The organism is Azospirillum largimobile (assembly GCF_977007025.2).
The window spans coordinates 803,425-819,669 of sequence record NZ_CDRMUA020000001.1; the positions used below are offsets into that span (position 1 = coordinate 803,425).

15 protein-coding genes are annotated in these 16,245 nt (G+C 71.8%); all 15 read right to left on the reverse strand.

The window, feature by feature from the left end:
* Positions 1–6: 6 nt before the first annotated feature.
* On the reverse strand, positions 7–2,208 hold the full coding sequence (locus ACWPKK_RS03845) for a phage tail protein (protein ID WP_452001154.1): 2,202 nt from the start codon (positions 2,206–2,208) through the stop codon (positions 7–9).
* Complete coding sequence (locus ACWPKK_RS03850) at positions 2,205–4,181, reverse strand: putative baseplate assembly protein (protein WP_452001156.1); 1,977 nt, start codon at positions 4,179–4,181, stop codon at positions 2,205–2,207. Before ACWPKK_RS03850 ends, ACWPKK_RS03845 begins: the two co-directional genes overlap by 4 nt.
* A 3-nt stretch (positions 4,182–4,184) precedes the next feature.
* On the reverse strand, positions 4,185–4,595 hold the full coding sequence (locus ACWPKK_RS03855) for a GPW/gp25 family protein (RefSeq protein WP_452001157.1): 411 nt from the start codon (positions 4,593–4,595) through the stop codon (positions 4,185–4,187).
* Positions 4,592–5,356, reverse strand: coding sequence for a hypothetical protein (locus ACWPKK_RS03860; RefSeq protein WP_452001158.1), 765 nt, complete (start codon positions 5,354–5,356; stop codon positions 4,592–4,594). The genes ACWPKK_RS03855 and ACWPKK_RS03860 overlap by 4 nt, the downstream gene beginning before the upstream one ends.
* Before the next feature lie 8 nt (positions 5,357–5,364).
* Complete coding sequence (locus ACWPKK_RS03865) at positions 5,365–5,883, reverse strand: phage baseplate assembly protein V (protein ID WP_452001160.1); 519 nt, start codon at positions 5,881–5,883, stop codon at positions 5,365–5,367.
* Entirely contained in the window at positions 5,880–7,085 is a 1,206-nt protein-coding gene (locus ACWPKK_RS03870; protein WP_452001161.1) for a phage late control D family protein, read from the reverse strand. Before ACWPKK_RS03870 ends, ACWPKK_RS03865 begins: the two co-directional genes overlap by 4 nt.
* Entirely contained in the window at positions 7,082–7,795 is a 714-nt protein-coding gene (locus tag ACWPKK_RS03875; RefSeq protein ID WP_452001163.1) for a CIS tube protein, read from the reverse strand. The genes ACWPKK_RS03870 and ACWPKK_RS03875 overlap by 4 nt, the downstream gene beginning before the upstream one ends.
* A gap of 2 nt (positions 7,796–7,797) precedes the next feature.
* Complete coding sequence (locus tag ACWPKK_RS03880; protein ID WP_452001165.1) at positions 7,798–7,986, reverse strand: hypothetical protein; 189 nt, start codon at positions 7,984–7,986, stop codon at positions 7,798–7,800.
* A gap of 10 nt (positions 7,987–7,996) precedes the next feature.
* Positions 7,997–8,542, reverse strand: a complete 546-nt coding sequence (locus tag ACWPKK_RS03885; protein WP_452001166.1) for a phage tail protein — start codon at positions 8,540–8,542, stop codon at positions 7,997–7,999.
* Positions 8,539–10,521, reverse strand: coding sequence for a phage tail sheath family protein (locus ACWPKK_RS03890; protein WP_452001168.1), 1,983 nt, complete (start codon positions 10,519–10,521; stop codon positions 8,539–8,541). The genes ACWPKK_RS03885 and ACWPKK_RS03890 overlap by 4 nt, the downstream gene beginning before the upstream one ends.
* A 2-nt stretch (positions 10,522–10,523) precedes the next feature.
* Entirely contained in the window at positions 10,524–10,973 is a 450-nt protein-coding gene (locus tag ACWPKK_RS03895) for a phage tail protein (protein ID WP_452001170.1), read from the reverse strand.
* A 67-nt stretch (positions 10,974–11,040) separates the two neighbouring features.
* Entirely contained in the window at positions 11,041–14,214 is a 3,174-nt protein-coding gene (locus tag ACWPKK_RS03900; RefSeq protein WP_452001172.1) for a phage tail sheath C-terminal domain-containing protein, read from the reverse strand.
* A 41-nt stretch (positions 14,215–14,255) separates the two neighbouring features.
* Positions 14,256–14,951, reverse strand: a complete 696-nt coding sequence (locus ACWPKK_RS03905; RefSeq protein ID WP_452001173.1) for a hypothetical protein — start codon at positions 14,949–14,951, stop codon at positions 14,256–14,258.
* A complete protein-coding gene (locus tag ACWPKK_RS03910) occupies positions 14,948–15,565 on the reverse strand; it encodes a DUF4255 domain-containing protein (protein WP_452001175.1) in 618 nt (205 codons plus the stop codon). The genes ACWPKK_RS03905 and ACWPKK_RS03910 overlap by 4 nt, the downstream gene beginning before the upstream one ends.
* A gap of 11 nt (positions 15,566–15,576) precedes the next feature.
* Positions 15,577–15,855 (reverse strand): hypothetical protein, encoded by a 279-nt coding sequence (locus tag ACWPKK_RS03915; RefSeq protein ID WP_452001176.1) that lies wholly within the window; start codon positions 15,853–15,855, stop codon positions 15,577–15,579.
* Positions 15,856–16,245: the final 390 nt, after the last annotated feature.

A 16,245-nucleotide genomic window follows, 5' to 3' on the forward strand; every position in this document is an offset into this window, starting at 1 on the left:
CCCCTCCTATGTGCCTGCACCGCCCCGGTCGAACCGGGTGTCCACCCCCAGCCGGCCGCTCATCCCGGCACCGCCCCCGGCCCCGGCGAGCCGGGTGGCGTGGCCCAGCCTGGCCTCGCCCACCGCCGGCGGCGGCGCGCAGGGCGTGCCGAGCACCGCGTCGAAGCCGAGCGTGGATTGGATGCCGAGCCTCATGTTGGGCTCGACCCAGTGGACAACGGCCCGCGTGTGGGCCGGCGCCTCGCGCACCACCAGCGCCTCAATGCGCCGGCGCCGCGCCGGGGTGGCTCCCCGGCCGGCAGGCAGGAAGACGCTGAAGGCGTGCGCCTCGGCGTGAAACGGGTCGCGCAGCGGATCGCGCTCCAGTGCCAACCGCGTCCCGCCGAGCCGCATGCCCTCGCCGACGCGGCTGCGGTCGAGGACCGCCTCGCCCCACAGGCGCGAGGCTTCGCCCAGCCGTCCACGGCCGAGGAAGAGCCAGCGCCGCAGCCGCCAGTGCTCCAGGATCAGCCTGGGGGGTTCGGGCGGGTGCGGCGGCGGCGCGCAGGCAGGTCCGCACAAGACCGTGCGCTGCCGGCAGGCGGCACGGTCGAGGCCGAGCTGCAGCATCAGGAACTGGCGCAAGCCCTCCAACGTGCCGCGCTCGGCGTAGAGCCGCGGTGCATGGCGCAGCAGCCGGCGCTTCTCCGCCGCGCCCAGTCCCTGCGGAAAGCCGAGGCCGACCCAGGAGGCCAGCCAGTCCAGCATCGGCTCCGGCGCGGAGCGCGGGTCGAACAGGTAGCCGACCTCGTCCAGGCGGCTCTCTATCCCTCGGAACCCCTGGTCGAAGATGGCGAGCAGCCGGTCGGTCAGATCGGCCGCCACTGGGTTTTCGCCGACGACGGCCGGCAGGTAGCGGCGCAGCGGGACGCGCGGGAACTCCACGTCGAGCGTCCACAGGGCCGGCGTCGCCGACCCGTTGCCGGCCAGCGCGACCTCCACCCAGAGGAACCGGCCGGGCGGGCTGACGACGAGGCATTCCGGAGCCGGATCGCCCGAGACCCAGGTCTGGGGCTCCGACCACCCGGCGTCGGCCGGGTCGGCGACGCCGGCGATGGGCCACTCGATCTCGTCGCTGCGCGTGCGCAGCGTCAGGCGCGTCCCCGGCGGCAGCTCGGCCCGAAAGGCGAGGCGGTGCCACCGGCAGGCGTGGATGCGGCTGTCGAGCGCGGTGGTCACGAAGCGACCGACTTTCGTGAAGATCGCCGGGGCGAAGGGGGCGGGGGCTTCGGCGAGCGGCGTGCCGTCCTCGGCGAACAGCCCCGCGCCCCGCGGCGTCCCGCCCGCGGCCCGGCAGAGGTCCCCCAGCACGAAGCGCCCGCGGGCGTCGAGCCGGAAGGGCAGGGGCGGGAAGGGGCCGATACCCTCTCCCCCCCGGGGAGAGGGTGGCTCATCCAAGCGCCGGGTAAGGGAGCCTCGTACCTCCCGCACGTTGCGTCGTGGCGAATCCCCGTCACCCAACCCTCTCTCCGGAGAGGAAGGGGCCTTTTTCAACTGGATCAATCCCGTCTCCGTGGCGGCCCACGGCATGCCGGCGCAATCCACCGCGAGCCCATGAACCACTCCCACCGGCACGCTCCAGGACGGCCGGCCGCCCGCGGCGAAGCGGTGGACTACGCCATGCTTCCGGTCGGCCACGTACAGTCCCCCACGCCGGTCGAAGGCGAGCGCGTTCGGCTCCCAGTCCCGGTCGAGCACCAGCCGGGGCGTTAGGTCACGCCGGCCCATAACGGCGACCCGGCCTCCCTTGGGCGTGGTCCCGCCGACTGCCAACATCGTCTCGTCGGCGGCAAAGGCGAGTGGCCTGTCGGGCATGCGGACGTCCCCTGGCGCGTCGCCCAGGCACGGCAGCGGCACGAAGCGGCAGCAGCAGGCGTCGAACCACAGGATGCGCCGCCCCTTGCGGTCCAGCGCGTAGAACTGCCCGTCCGGCGTGTACGCGGCGGTGACCGGCGGCACCAGCCCGCCGAAGGTGCCGCGCGGGTCGAGCGGGCCGGGCTCGGCCGGGGTGACGGTCTCCAGGCGGAGCGCCAGCCCGTCGCCGCCGGCGGTCAAGCCGTCCAGCAGGGCGTCCGCCAAGCGCCAGCCGTCGGTCCCCGACAGGCGCATCGCCAGCGGGTCGTGGGGCGGCCGCGGCGGGAGCGGCAGATGGGGGCCGGCGCTGCTCATCCGTCGTCCTCCTCGCCGGCGATCAGGACCGTGACGTCGTGTTCGCCCGACTGCAGCAGAGCGCCGGCCGGGACAGGGACGTCGGTGCAGACCGGGTGCGTGGTGCCGTCCAGCGCGATCTCGACCGTGCCCAACCGGTCCACGCCGGGCAGCAGCAGCACGTGGTGGACGCGCGAGAAGTGGATGTCGCCGCCGAACGGCCAGCCATTCCCGTCAGGGCCGCCGCGCAAGGGATGGAAGAAGCCGGCGAGGGCGTCGAGGGCCGCCTCCTTCAGGCCGGCGGGGTCGGCGTCCGGGGTTGCGTACAGCTCCGCCGTCACCTGCACGGTCAGATAGCAGGGCGGCACCACATAGACCTCGGTCGTCAGCAGCCGCGCCTTGTCGAGCGCCGCGCAGACGCAGCGCAGCAGCACCTCGCCCGGGCGCGGGGCCGGACCTTGCTTGTCGGGGACGACGACGACGGTGACGACGCCCGGCACGGGGGTGTCGGGAAAGTCCGGATGGTGGAGCGGCAGCGCCTTCGCCCGGGCGACCGGCCCGGCGCCCATCGCGATGTGCTCGAAGTCCTCGGCCGTCACGGCGCGGTTGCGGCTGCGGATAACTCGCGCGCCGCGCATCTCGGCGGCTTCCAGCGTCTCCTCGTCGGTGCCGCCTTCGGCGGCGAAGAGGTTGGCCGTCGCGGCTGCGTCGAGCCCTGGAACCGGCGTCAGCAGCATCGCCAGCGCCCCCGCCGGGACGTTGCCGCGGGTCCCGCCGCCGGCGCGGTAGCGGTCGGCGCGAACGCTGGAGGTCGGCCGGTCGGGGTTGGCCGCCGGGGCGTGGGCGCGGTACCCGTCCAGGCGGACGTCGCCGACCGTCCGGTCGAGCACGTAGAAGCGCCGCTCCCGCCGGACCTCCGGATCCAGGCCGGGCGTGTCGGCCGGGTCGACGAAGTCGTCCACCTCCTGCCAGCGCGCGAACCCTTCGCCCTCGTCGATGGAGAGCTCCAGCGTCCCCTCCAGCACCGGGGCGTTGCCCAGCCGGAAGATCTGACGCACGGTGCCGTCGCTTCCGCCCAGGATCTCGCCTTCGATGGTCTCGCCCTGGGTGGCCTCAACCGTGTTGATGCGGACGGCCAGCGCCAGCGGCGGCCGGTCCCAGCCGCCACGCTCGACCCGCGCGCGCAGCCAGTATTGCGGCTCGGCCACTCCATTCATGGCCGCGCGGCGGAGCAACCCCTCGGCCGGGGTCTTCAGGAAAATCTGGCCGGTGCGGAAGAAGCCGGCCGTCTCGTCCTTGAGCACGGAGATCCGCCGCCAGTCGCGCCCGTCGAACCCTTCCCATGCGATGCGCACGCCGCTGGAGACCGGTCCGCCCCCGCAGACGACGGGCGTCAGTCCCTGCCCGTCGGCAAGCCAGACGGTGACGGCGAGTTCGGTGCGCGCCGGGAACGCACCGTCGTAGACGAAGCCCAGCAGCAGCGCCGTTCCCGGGTCCGGGGCGTCGGTGAAGAGCGTCCAGGGGGCATCGGCCCGCGCGCTGTCGGTCGTGTGGTCGATCACCGCCCCGCCGACGAAACTCTGCACGACGGCCAACTCCGGCGCGAAGGCCACGAGCCGGCGCGACGTTTCGAAGATCACCGGCCCGTCGTCTGCCGGCGCGGCCACCCGGGTGCGGCGCGGCACCTCGACGGCCGCCGCCGGCCAGGGCTTCTCGACGCCGACGGTGACGTAGGTCCGCGCCGGGCGGGCGGCTTCGGGGACGATGCCGACCATCTCCAGGAACTTCAGGCGGGCGTGGCGCGGCAGCCGGTTCAGCCGGTAGAGCAGCAGGTCCGTCATGAAGGCGAAGACCTCCACCAGCGCCATGCCGCAGTCGCCGTCGTTGAAGTCGGTCCATTCCGGCGTGTAGCGCGCGATGCGCTGACGCGCCTCGCGGCGGAGGTCGTCATAGGTCCGATCGTCGAGGCGGGGAAGCCGGTCCGCGATTGCCATGGCTCACGCCCCCTCGGTGATGAAGTACGGGTAGACGAGGTTCGTCACCGCGTTGTTTTCGCGGATGCGGTAGGCGACGCGGATCAGCAGCAGGTTCGGTGCTCCGTGCGGGCTTTCGGCGGTCACCTCCAGCACGTCGATGCGCGGCTCGTGCAGCACCAGCGCCTGCCGGACGGAGTCGGTGACGCGCGTCCGTGTCGCCGTGCCGCCCGGCGAGAAGACGAGATCGTGCACGCCGCACCCCATCTGCGGCCGCATCACCCGCTCGCCGCGCGCCGTGCCCAGGATGAAACGGATCGATTCCTCGATCTTGCGCTCGCCGTGCGACAGCGCGAGCCGGCCGCCCACCACTTCCAGCGGGAAGCGCAGGCCCTGGCCGAGGAAGGGGCGGGGGGTCCGGTCGGCGGGTCTCATGGCAGCGCGTCCACGACGGCCTGGAGCGTGTCCAGGGCCGATTGCAGGCTGGCGAGGTTCGCCTCGACGGCTGCGAGATCGTCCGGGGCGGCCATCGCCGGCAGCGCGATGGGGTCTACCTTGGCGATCGCCATGAAGGGCTTGGCGAGCTCCAGCAGCACGCTGATCGGCTCGATGCCCATCATGGTGCTGTCCATCGCGGCCTGCGCGTTCTCCCGCGCGCATTGCAGGGTGGCGAGCAGGTCGGCGTTGCCGTTCGACCGTGCGCTGGCGATCTTCAGCTCCAACCCGGACATCAGCGCCAGGATGCTTCGGAGCTGCTGGACGAGGCAGCGCAACAGCGCGATGACCAGCGCCAGGATGTCCTTCACGAAGGGCACCATGGCTACCGGCGTCGGCACAAGGAGGCACGACGTCATCTTGCCGGCCGCCTCCAGGAAATCGGGCACCGCGTCCGCCAGTTTCGGCACGTCGAACGGGGCCAGCCCCTTGACCACCTCGATCAGCGGCGCGACAAGCGCCAGCACCTTCACTAGGCACTCAATGCTCGCCATGACCGGGGCGAGCTGGAGCGCGATGCTGACGTTGAGCGAGCAGTCGCCGGGCACGCCGCGGGTCAGGTCGGCAATGGCCTTGATGGAGCCGCCGGTCGGCAACCGGATCTCCGGCAGCTTGGGCTTGGGCAGGCGCAGGTCGGCGCACAGGGGCAGGGCGAGCTGGTCCTGCAGATCCTTGGGAAGCCGGACGTCGATGCGGGCCATGGCGCTCCTCAGATCGGGCTGGGGCTGGGCTGCACGACCCGGCCGTTGATGGTGACGACCGGGGCGCGAATCTCCAGCACCGCGGTGGCGCTCAGCGAGACCTTGCCGTTGGACAGCGTGATGCGGTTGCCATGCGCGTCCTCGATCACCAGGGCGCCAAGGTCGCCGGCGGACGGCGTGCTGTCGATGAAGCGGATCCTATGGCCGTTCTTGGAGCAGATCACCCGCTCGCGCGGGTCGTCGGCCGGCGGCTTGTCGACGCCATTCCACAGGAAGCCGACGACGACCGGGTGTTCGAAGTCGCCATGCTGGAAGGCCACCAGCACCTCGTCCCCGATCTCCGGCATCATGAACAGGCCGCGCCCTCCGCCCGCCATCGCCGAGGCGATGGGGATCCAGTCGCTGCGCAGATCGCGGTCGAGCCACGGGTATTCCAGCCGAACGCGCCCTTGCCCGTCGCGTTCGCGGACGAGCCCGACGGCCACCCCTGGCATGCCGATGCGCGTGTTCGCGGCGCCATTGCTCATGCCTGCCTCCGGTCGTCCTCGCGCCGCGCCTTGAAGCGGGTCGTGTAGCCGGCATCGGAGAAGGCGTGCGTGGTCTCGGTGACGAAGTACCGCCCGCTCATCCGGGCGCCGACGCCGGCGATGTCGAGCCGGCTGCCAGCGCGCAGGTCGGGCAGGCCCACCGTGCCGCCCTCGGCGGTCACCATCTGCTTCATCTGGTCGAGCATGATGGCGCGCGCCCGCTGGCGCGCCTCGGCCTCGCTCGACACCGGCTCCTCCACCACCATCTCCTCGCGCCCGCCGGCCTGCTCGACGAGGCGGTGGAGATCGGGGTTGATGCGCTGGACCTCGCGGTCCTTGGTATCAATCGTGGCGGACACTGCCGCCTTGCGGCGGCGGTCCCAGCCGCGCACGGTGACCTTGGCGACCTGCCGCGCGGTGGTCAGCTTCGGCTTGAAGTCGACCAGCGTCTCGCCCCAGACCAGACGGTAGTCGGCCTGCCGTGCCGTGCTCTTGGACGGGGCGAAGCGCAGATGCTCGGGTTCCCGCGCCGTGCGTTCGACCACCACAACCTCGTAGCCGAAGCGCCGCGCGAGGTTCAGGAGGAAGTCCACGTCGTACTCGTTGTCTTGCGCGATGAAGGGAATAGGCTCCTCGCGCGCCCGCACCGCGTCGTCGATGTGGACCTTCAGGGGCAGGCGCCGCGCGCCGCCGTCGGTGAGCTGCCCGAGCTGCTCGGCGACGGTGCTCGGCTTCTCGCCGTACCAGGCGTGGCTGTGCTGCTTCTTACGCAACGTATGCAGGACGTTGAGCCCGCGCACCTGGAGGGTCGGCGCGCCCGACGAGGTGAAACCCACCTCCAGCGTGGTGAGGGTCACCGTGGTGACGAGGCGCAGGGCGCCCAGGTAGCCGAGCCAGACCTCCACCTTCTCCGTGCCCGGCTCGAACAGGGTCGCCATGGGATCGAGGTGGCCGCCGCCCGGCAGGTCGTCGGCGGTCTCGGATCCCACGTATTTGAACCGGCGGCGCGTCTCGTCCCAGTTGCCGACGGTGATGTCAACGCTGTCGATCTCCCGTATGTTGTCCTTGTAGGTGATCTGGACGACATCGTCGACGGCCGCCTCGGGCAGGGCGCGACCGGCGATCCGGATCTCGAAATGGGGGACGTAGAACCCGCGGTAGGCCGGGTTGCGCGACAGGGCGTCGAGGGTCTCGAAGCTCATGGCACCCTCCGGTCGGCGACCAGCGCCGGCACGCGCAGCAGCCGGCCGGGGGGCAGCCGGCGCGGGTCGTCGATGGCGTTCTCCTCGGCAATAGGACGCCACACCTGCGGACGCAGGTAGTAGGCGCCGGCGACGTGGCTCAGCGTTTCCCCTTCGCGCAGCACATGGGCGTGGGTCTTGTCGGGGGAGGACTTGTTGGCGCGCGGGAGCTGTTCGTGCAGCGGTACGAACTCCCGGATGCTCAGCGTGACCAGGGCGCGCAGCGGCACGCCTTCCGGGCTGAACAGCGTAAAGCGCTGCTTGACGCTCTCCACCACCCCCTTGAAGCTCTCGCGGCGTTGGTTGCCGGAACCGGCCGGCAGGTGTCGTCCGGGCACCGCCTCGCCCCAGACGAAGCTGACGAGCGGCGGGGCGTGGCCGGCCGGCTCGATGCGCGTGAGCGCGTAGACGCGGTCGGTCTCCTCGGTGACGCTGCGCGCCCCCGCCCCCATGCCCTGGTCGGTGGTGTCGAAGAACAGCTCCACCGACAGCTTCTCGGCCTGCCCGCGTACGAACTGCTGGAGCGGCGCGTTCAACCCGGGGATGGCGATCTCGGCGAGTTGCACCCCCTTGTCGAAGGTCAGTTCGCCGGGGTTGTATGCGAGCGCGACCGCCTCCTCGGCGCGGGCGGTCCAGTGGACGATCAGCGTGGCCTTCATGGAATCCGCCATGGTCAAGGGCTCCGTCCGGGCGACGGAGTGCGGGTGCCGGTGTCGGCCGCGCGGTCGCGCTCCAGGCGCCGTTCCTCCTCGACGGCCACCAGCACGGCACGGACGATGCGGGCCAGGGTGCGCTCGTCGAGCAGGCTGTCGCCGGAGACGGCGCGTACAGTGCTGACCACTTCCTGAATGACGACGTCCATGGTCAACCTCTCAGGTCAGAAGGTCGAAGACGGCCTGGGCGGCCGAGGCGAGTGGGTCGGGCCCGGGGATCCGGTAGAGGCCCTGGTGGGTGATCTCGATGGTCTCTATGGCGACGTTGGACTGCATGGCGTTCATCGGCGGGCCGGAGTACTTCACCGGTAGTCCGGCGCGGAAACCCCAGACGGTGTGCGGTTCGTGTTGCTCGTTCTGGAGCACGATGATGCCGTCGCGCCGCGTACCCGTCCCGACGACGAAGCCGTGGAACCAGTCCCACAGCAGCGTCCCCTGGCCGAGGCCGCGCTTCAGTGTGACGTTCGACCATTTGATCCGCGTCGGGAACCGCAGCGAGCCGCCGTTGACGCCGCCCGCTTGGTACTCGTGCGTCTCCAGCGTGCCTTCCAGCCCCGTGCACTCGGAGAAGCCGGCGACGCGCGTCAGGCCCACGCCGGACAGGGCCACGGTGGTCGGCGCCCCGCCACGGCCGCGCCCCGACTCCATCAGGCTGACCTGGAAGTTGAAGGCGAGCAGGGGATCCTTGCGGTCGGCGACTGTCATGGGGCGAGGCCTCCGGTTGCGGCGGGTCTGACCACCCGCTCGTCGATCTCAATCGCGTTGCTGACGCGGCCGATGCGCAGGACCACGAACTCGTACGGGACGACCGGCGCAACAGCGACGTCGCAGCGCAGGCGCCCATCGGCGCGCTCGGCCGGCGGGTTGTTGCCCTCGTCGCAGCGCACGGCGTACGCGGCATCCGGCGTGTCGCCGGCAAGCGCTCCTTCCCGCCACAGGGCGTTCAGGAACCCGTCGATGGCGTGGGCGAGCGCCGAGCGCGTCTCGTGGCTGTTCGTCTCGAACACCATCCAGCGGGTCGAGCGGTCGAAGGAGCGCAGCAGGAACATCACGAGCCGCCGCACGGGCACGTAGCGGGCGTCCGGGTCGCTCGACAGGGTGCGGGCGCCCAGGATGCGCAGCGGCCGTCCCAGTCTGGGCTTGATCACGTTGATCCCTTTGCCGTTCAGAAGCCCGTGGCGGGCCGGGTCGATGGCGAGGCTGGCGGCCTCCGCCCAGGCGAGATCGCGGTTGGCCGGGGCGCGGTGCACGCCCTCCAGCGCCTCGGCCAGCGCGTACTGCCCGGCGACGTGGCCGGATGGCGGGACGAAGCGGGTCTCCGACGGCCGTTCCGGGTCGACGACGGCGATCCACGGGGCGTAGAGCGCGGCGTGGCGGGTGTCGAACAGGCGGCGCCAGTCCTCCAGGCCGGTGGTCCCGGCGACGGGCGACGACACGCGCGGGAAGGGCGGGTCGATCAGCGCGAAGCGGTCGCGGTGCGCCTCGCAATGCTCCACCATCGCCTGCTGCACGCGGGCGATGTCGGCGTCGGAGAAGACCGGCGGCAGGTCGCCGGCAGGACGCGGGGCGAGGGGGGCGGGGTGTTCCGGCGGGCCGCAGGGGTTGCATGGGTCGGGTGGTTCGACGGGAAGCGCCTCGATTTCGGGCGGGGGCAGGGGGCGGATGCAGATGTCGGGGATCGCGACGATGGCCGGCTCGAAAAGGTCGTCGAGCACCCGCAGCCCGTTGATGAAGTCGTCGGCGGCGAGATCTGCCAGCCCGTCTCGCCCGCCGGCGAGCGGCAGGACCAGCACGCCGGCGCCGTCGAGCGCAGCGTCCGCGGGCGCCGGCCCCGACAGCGCTTCCAGCGTGACCGGAAAGGGGGCGGCGGGCGGCGGATCGGCTTCGCTGCGCGCGCCGGGTCCTTCGGCGAAGGGCGCGAGCACGGTGGGGCCGTAGCGTGGGTCGTTCGGCACCGGCGCCAGATCCTCCGCGAGGCCGACAAGCCGCCCGCCTTCGCGCACCGTTAATGTCCAGCGCAGGGCCTCCACGCGCACGGGTGAGGACGGGTCGGGCGGCGCCAGCGGGAGGTCCGTTGCGCGCCAGAGCCGCGCGTCGGGGTGGACGAGGTGCAGCAGCCCTTCTGCCGCGTCCACCCCGGCCAGCACGCGCAACACGCCCGCCGCCCCTTGCGTCACGCGCACGAGCGTGTCGCGCGCAAAGCCGGCGACCGAGGGGACCTTCAGGCTCCGGGCGGAACTGCCGGTCGGGTGGCCGACGATCGCGACCCGGCGGCTGGGCGCCAGCGTGACGGCCAGCCCGTTGCCCCAGGCGCCGGGGCTGGACGCGGCAACGCGCCAGCACGTGCCCACCGCGTCCAGACCGGGGATGGCCGGCAGGCTCACGTGGATGGCGGCGGCGGCGGCGGGGTTCGCGGTCTCCCAGGCCGCCACGCGGACGATCCAGGCCCGCCGGCCGCCGTTGTCGAAGAATCCCTTGACCGCATAGGCCAAGTAGCCGGCCCCGGTGAAGCCACCGAACTGGGCCTGGAATTGGGCGAGGCTCTCGACCGGCACCGCCCGCCCCAGGGGGCCGCGGCGCGCGATCCCGACCAGCGCCGGTACGTCCATGCGCGCCGCCGCGACGGCCGGTCCAGCCGTGTCCAGATGTTCCCAAGAAAGTCCCGGCGTCTCGTAGGTCGGCATGGTCAGCGCACCGATTCCAGGGTGACGCCTTCATGGACGAGCTCGACGGTCTCGATCAGCACCTCGCTGGCGTTCGCCTTGAAGCCGCCGGTCTCTATCTTGTTGACCCAAGCCGCCCGCACCCGCCAGCGCAGAACGGGGCGGCGCTGCTCGTCGAGGAGCGTGATGGTGCCGTCGCGGCGGTCGTTCCGGCCGTTGGCCGCGCTGGCGTACCACTGCCACAGCCGGTCGTTCTTCGTGAATCCGCGCTTGAGCTGGATGTTGGTGTATTTGCGCAGCCCCAGAAGCTTGCGGACGCTGTTCACCTTGTCCGTCCCCTCGCGGTAGTCGGCGGCGTCGCCGTCGGCGTTGAGGCCCGTGACCTCGGTGAAGCCGGCAATGGTCTGGTCGCCGAAATCGACCTCGAAGTTGAAGCTCCGGTAGGGATCGTTGCGGTCGTCGGTGGCGGCCATGGCGGGTCTCCGTTGTCGGAACAGGCGCTTCAAAACCCTCTCCCCAGGGGGAGAGGAGCCTAACTCCCTACTCCTCGCCTCCGGCCGTCTTCAGGCCGATGCGGATGATCACGAACTCGGCCGGCTTCACCGGGGCGACGGCGACCGCGCAGATCAGCCGGCCGTTGTCGATGTCGGCCTGGGTCATGGTCGAGCGGTCGCAGGCGACGAAGAACGCTTCCCCGGTCGTCGTCCCCTCCAGCGCGCCGTTGCGCCAGACCGTCTCCAGGAAGGCTTCGATGGCGAAGCGCACGCGCGCCCACAGCGGTTCGGCGTTGGGTTCGAAGACGACCCAGTTCAAACCGCGCTCGATCGACTTCTCGATGAAGAGGAGGAGCCGCCGCACCGGCACGTACTTGAAGTCAGGGTCGCTGGTCAGCACCCGCGCGCCCCATACCCGGATCGCCCGGTTTTCCGGCCGGAAGTCGCGTATGACGTTGATGTTGGTCGGGAACGGGTTCAGCAGGTCGTGCTCGGCCTTGTTCAGCGCGCGGCGCAGCCCCGCGACACCGCCGCGCACCACCTCGTTGGCGGGGGCCTTGTGGACGCCGCGCTCGATGTCCGTGCGGGCGTAGATCCCCATGACGTGCCCGGAGGGCGGGATCGCCACCTGGACCACGGCGGCCGGGTTGGCCGGCTGTGGGTCGGGGATCGTCAGCCAGGGATGGTAGAGAGCGGCGTGCCGGGTGTCGTAGTTCTGGCGCAGTGCCTGGACGTCGGCGATGGAGTCGTTGCGCGGCGGCGGCCCGTCGAGCACGGCGAAGCGGTAGCGCATCTCCTCGCAGTGGTTGATCAGCGCCTGCTGGATGTCCACCGCCACCAGTCCGGGGGCGGCGACGATGGCGATGTCGTCCTCATTCTTCAGGCTGAAGATGCCCCGGCGGTTGACCGGCTCGCGGTCGTCGACGCCGATGATCGCAGCGCTGCCCAGCGCGGCCAGCCCGTCGTCGCCGCCCGACAGTGGGTGCCGCGCGGCGCGGAGCGTGCCGCTGGGCAGGCGGTCGACCAGAGGCTCCGGCCCCGGGCGGGTCGCGTGGCGCGGATCCGCCGGGCCGGGGACCACCGGAGTGTCCCGGTCGCTGACCCGGATGAGGAGGGATTCCCCCTCCGGACGGCGGTCCCACAGGCGCGGTGGGCCCCCGATCCGGCCGATCACGGTTTCGACATAGCGGCTGTGGCGCGGGTCCATCGACAGATGGCGGAAGCTCTCGCCGGCCTCGACGGTCTCCTCGCGCACCGGCACCGCCGGGTCGGGCCGCCGCATCAGCAGGACCCCCAGGCGGAACTCCAGCGACCGCACGGCCACGCGCGCGCCCGGCGCGCCGACCGCGGCGAGCTGGGCGGCATCCATCGGCCCCGCCAGGTTGGCCGTGCCGGCGGCGCGGTCCACCGCATCGACCTTCAGGAGGCCGCCGATCCGCGCGCCCTCCGGCGTCCGCATCTCCAGCACCGTGCCCGGCTCCACCCCGGCGAGGCTGGACAGCCGCAGCCGGTCGGTGCCAATGGCACCGATGGCGCTGCCGCGAGCCACCAGCCCATTCGCCTCCTCCTCGACCGTGATCCGCAGCCGGTCGCCCCAGCCGCCGACATCCAGTGCCTCCACGTCGATCAGGGGGCCGCGCTCTACCACAGTGGCGCCGACCGGGTGGTTGCCGACGGTTGGGGCAGCCAGCGTCAGCGCCCGGACCGTTACAGGGGCGACCGCCGCGCCGTCGATTCGGTACAGGTAGGCGCCGCCGTCCGGCGCGGTGACGCGGATGACTGTGCCGGCGACGTTGAAGGCGGTGACGTGGCTGACGAGCAGACCCGGGGCGTCCGGTCCCGCAGGCAGGAGAAGGAGGCCGGCGGCCGTCGCCGTGACGGCGACGGTCTGCAGCACGACCATGCTGCCGGCGGCGTACGCCCGGGCGAGGCCGTGCGCGAGCGCCAAGGGCCCCGGTCCGGCCACAGTGGTGCCGGTTTCGACGCCCGGCAGGGCAAGGACTGTCGCGTACTCTGGGTCGGCCGCCGGGCCGAGCCGGACGATGGTGCCGGCCTGTATTCCCGACCGGTCGCCGACCTGGATAAGGCGCGCCCCGGTCTCTGCGTCCATGGTCAGGGTGGGCGGAGTTCCGGCGGCGTCGGCCGGGGCCAAATGCTCCACCATGCTGCCGCGGGGCAGGACCCGGCCTGCCGGGGCGAGCAGCGGGATGCGTCCAGGCTGACCGGCGAGCCGCATCTCCACGCGTGTGCCGTTGGCGATCTCCACGATGCCTCCGGGAGCGGCAGCGAGCGCGGTGAAAACGACCTCGTCGCCCGCCGCGACCGCGGCGGTGATGGCTTTGCCGGCGACCGCCGCCGGATCGGCGGTAAGAATCTGCACCTCGGCGTCCGCGGCGTGGGGCAGTCCCAGCGGACGCGCCAGGGTAAGCCGGAACAACCGCTCCTCTCCGATGCGGGCGGCGGTGAGCACGCGGACGACTTCGCGCGGTGCCCCGGCGGTCATCAGCCGGACGGCGTGCTTGGCCGGATCGATCCGGTCCAGCCGGTTGGCGGCGGCGGCGGCCTGCACGAACAGCGTGGTGGCGCCCACGGCGGCGGCCGTTTCCAGGCTGTGCGTGCCCGACAGGTCGGCCCCGCCGGCCAAGCTGACGGGATAACCGCGGACGACAGTGCCGGCGGTCGGGTAGGGATCGGACAGCGGCAGGCCCAGCGCGATGTGCGCCGCCGGCGCGGCGAGGCCGACGGCCGTCGGCCATTCGGCATCACTGCCGTCGCCGAGACGGATGCGGTCTCCGGCGGCGAGGCCGCCCGCGTGGAGGACCAGCAATGGGTTTCCTCCCGTTCCCTGGCCGAGCGTGGCCGTGCGGACGAGGACGCTTTCCGGCGCCGCCGGGTCGGTGCCGCGGTCGAACAGGGTCAGGGTTGCCGCTCCGGCGGTCGGGGAGGCGACGCGGCAGACGAACAGCCGCCGCCCGCCGTTGCGAAAGAACCCGTCGGCGGCCAGCGGCAGGAAGGCGTGTGCGCCGAACTCCCGGAGGTCGAGCAGCCCGCCGAACAGGCGCCCATAGTCGCCGGTTCCGGTCACCAGGATCGGCAGGCCGACCGGCCCGCGCTCGGCGACGCCGACCATGGCCGCAGTGCTGGTGCCGACGCCCTCGATCGGCTTGGAGCCCGTGCTCACCTCTTCGACATAGACGGCCGGCGACAGGTACTCGGGCATCAGCATGCCTCCAAAGGTGGGTGGCGCCGTGCGGGCGGGGGTCAGGGCAGGCGGAAATCGACGATCATGTCCGGGTCGGCGTAGTCCGGCGAGACGGTGCGCGCGGTGCTGGCCGCGCCGGAGGTGGTGGTGATGGTGACCGACAGGGCGCGGGCAAAAGCCGGGAGCCGGTAGTCCCCTTGCGCGTCCGTTGTCACGGACAGGGCGGTGAAGACCGCAACGGCTGGCGGTGCCGGCGTGGCGCCCGCCAGCGCGCGCACCGGCACGGCGGCGGTGACCTTGACGGTGGCTCCGGAGACGGGCTGGAGGGCCGTACCGACGAGGCGCAGGACGCGGCCGCGGATCGTCACGGCCCGGCGCCGGAGGCGCCGGACACCGAGATCGAGCGGCTGGAACGCGGCCGGGTAGCTTGGCTGAGGACCTAGCGTCCCGGCGAGCGGCAGGTCATCGTAGCCAAGCGCCGTGACTGTGACGGCGACCGGCGTCCCGGCCACCTGGGCCGACGGCAGGTGGCGGGCTGGCGTTCCGATTAGCCCAACGAGCCCGTCCGGACCGACCCGTCCAGCCAACGGCGGGGTGTCGCTGCGCGCCGTCAGCGGCCCGCGCGGCGGAGCCAGCGTCAGGTCATCGAGGATGCGGGCGAAGGCCACGGTGCGCAGTCGTCCGGCGTCCGGCGGCGAGGCCACCGGGCTGAAGCGCCAGCGCCGGCCGTTGGCCGTCAGGATCACCGCGCTCATGGGATGGCCTCCGCACCGACGCCGACGTTGGCAACCAGCACGCCGACCGGCGGGCCGGTGGGGATGTCGCGGCGCGCCTCGATCGGCAGAACGCTGACCTCGTAGGACAGGCAGAGCTGGTAGGCGCGGTCGAGCGCGTCCCAGACCCGGGTCACCTCGTCAAGGTCCAGCGTCTCCAGCCGCACCGCCAATTCCAGGTCGCGCCCGGCAAGCCCGCCGACGAGGGCGCCTCCGCCGACGAACGGCTCCTCATGGAAGTGCTGGAGCACCTTGCCCAGCAGCGTCTGTTCGAACTCCGGGGCGGACACTCCCTGCGGGCCGGGAAAGACAGGCGTGACGAGGTAGTGCAACCGCAACGGCAGCGGCGTCAGGCGCACGCGGTCCGGCGCCACGCGGCGAGGCGGGGCGTTCAGCGTGGAATCGTCCCGTACGATCCGGTAGAGCCAGACCGAGAGACCGCGCTCGCTTGCGTCGCCCATCTCCTCCGGCGTGTTGAGCGACACGTCGAGCGACCCGCCTGGCGGCAACATGGCCTGCACGTCGGCGTCGGCGTTGAGCCGGGTCTCCAGGACCGTCTTGAGGCTGACGCTGGCGTCACGGATGGCTGTCGACACGGGGCGCCCCTTCACGGCTTGCGGCGGTGCGGTGCGGTTGGTGTTCCCGGCGTGTGGACCGGGGCGCGGTAGAGCGCACCTCCATCGGACTTGCGGACGACCTCCAGCTTCCCCTGCGCGACCAGCCGCGCGAGGGCTTGGTCCAGGGCCCTGAGGCCGCGCAGGAAGCGGCTCTGGAGGATCCAGAACTGGAATATGCCGTCCCGCGACTCCGCCGCCGAAGGGTTGGCGCGGATGTAGTCGAGGATTTCGGTCTCGATTTCGTCAACCCAGGCATCCTCATCATTCATCACACCCTCGGGATTGCTCCTGGGCATTCGCAACCGCCGTGCCAAGCGGCGCTATGTCATGGAATCAAGGACTTGCCGTCGGGCGAAAGATGTTTGCCGGGTCATCAAGGACCCACCGCCTCCGCCGTCCCGCGGCTTAGTCCGGGTCGGCGGGCGCCCACCCCTGAGTGCGCGGCGACCCACCTCGCGGGCGACAGTTCCGTTGCAGGTTTAGTCGCCCAGGCGGGATCGAGTAGGATCGGGGCTGTTTTGGCAGGTGGGGTGGGTGGGTGAAGCCCCCAACTGATAAAATAATGGTCGATAATTTCAGCTATCGGCCATCATTTTATCAGTCGGGGGCGCAAGAATGGCGGATTACAAGGAAGGCACCATATCGTGACGGTCACACTT

Excerpts from the sequence above, each read along its gene's own strand:
- ACWPKK_RS03875 (WP_452001163.1), bottom strand. The coding sequence starts at position 7,795 with ATGGCGGATTCCATGAAGGCCACGCTGATCGTCCACTGGACCGCCCGC.
- ACWPKK_RS03860 (WP_452001158.1), bottom strand. The coding sequence starts at position 5,356 with ATGGCCCGCATCGACGTCCGGCTTCCCAAGGATCTGCAGGACCAGCTC.
- ACWPKK_RS03915 (WP_452001176.1), bottom strand. The coding sequence starts at position 15,855 with ATGAATGATGAGGATGCCTGGGTTGACGAAATCGAGACCGAAATCCTC.
- ACWPKK_RS03900 (WP_452001172.1), bottom strand. The coding sequence starts at position 14,214 with ATGCCCGAGTACCTGTCGCCGGCCGTCTATGTCGAAGAGGTGAGCACG.
- ACWPKK_RS03885 (WP_452001166.1), bottom strand. The coding sequence starts at position 8,542 with ATGACAGTCGCCGACCGCAAGGATCCCCTGCTCGCCTTCAACTTCCAG.
- ACWPKK_RS03865 (WP_452001160.1), bottom strand. The coding sequence starts at position 5,883 with ATGAGCAATGGCGCCGCGAACACGCGCATCGGCATGCCAGGGGTGGCC.
- ACWPKK_RS03880 (WP_452001165.1), bottom strand. The coding sequence starts at position 7,986 with ATGGACGTCGTCATTCAGGAAGTGGTCAGCACTGTACGCGCCGTCTCC.
- ACWPKK_RS03850 (WP_452001156.1), bottom strand. The coding sequence starts at position 4,181 with ATGGCAATCGCGGACCGGCTTCCCCGCCTCGACGATCGGACCTATGAC.
- ACWPKK_RS03870 (WP_452001161.1), bottom strand. The coding sequence starts at position 7,085 with ATGAGCTTCGAGACCCTCGACGCCCTGTCGCGCAACCCGGCCTACCGC.
- ACWPKK_RS03905 (WP_452001173.1), bottom strand. The coding sequence starts at position 14,951 with ATGAGCGCGGTGATCCTGACGGCCAACGGCCGGCGCTGGCGCTTCAGC.
- ACWPKK_RS03845 (WP_452001154.1), bottom strand. The coding sequence starts at position 2,208 with ATGAGCAGCGCCGGCCCCCATCTGCCGCTCCCGCCGCGGCCGCCCCAC.
- ACWPKK_RS03890 (WP_452001168.1), bottom strand. The coding sequence starts at position 10,521 with ATGCCGACCTACGAGACGCCGGGACTTTCTTGGGAACATCTGGACACG.
- ACWPKK_RS03895 (WP_452001170.1), bottom strand. The coding sequence starts at position 10,973 with ATGGCCGCCACCGACGACCGCAACGATCCCTACCGGAGCTTCAACTTC.
- ACWPKK_RS03855 (WP_452001157.1), bottom strand. The coding sequence starts at position 4,595 with ATGAGACCCGCCGACCGGACCCCCCGCCCCTTCCTCGGCCAGGGCCTG.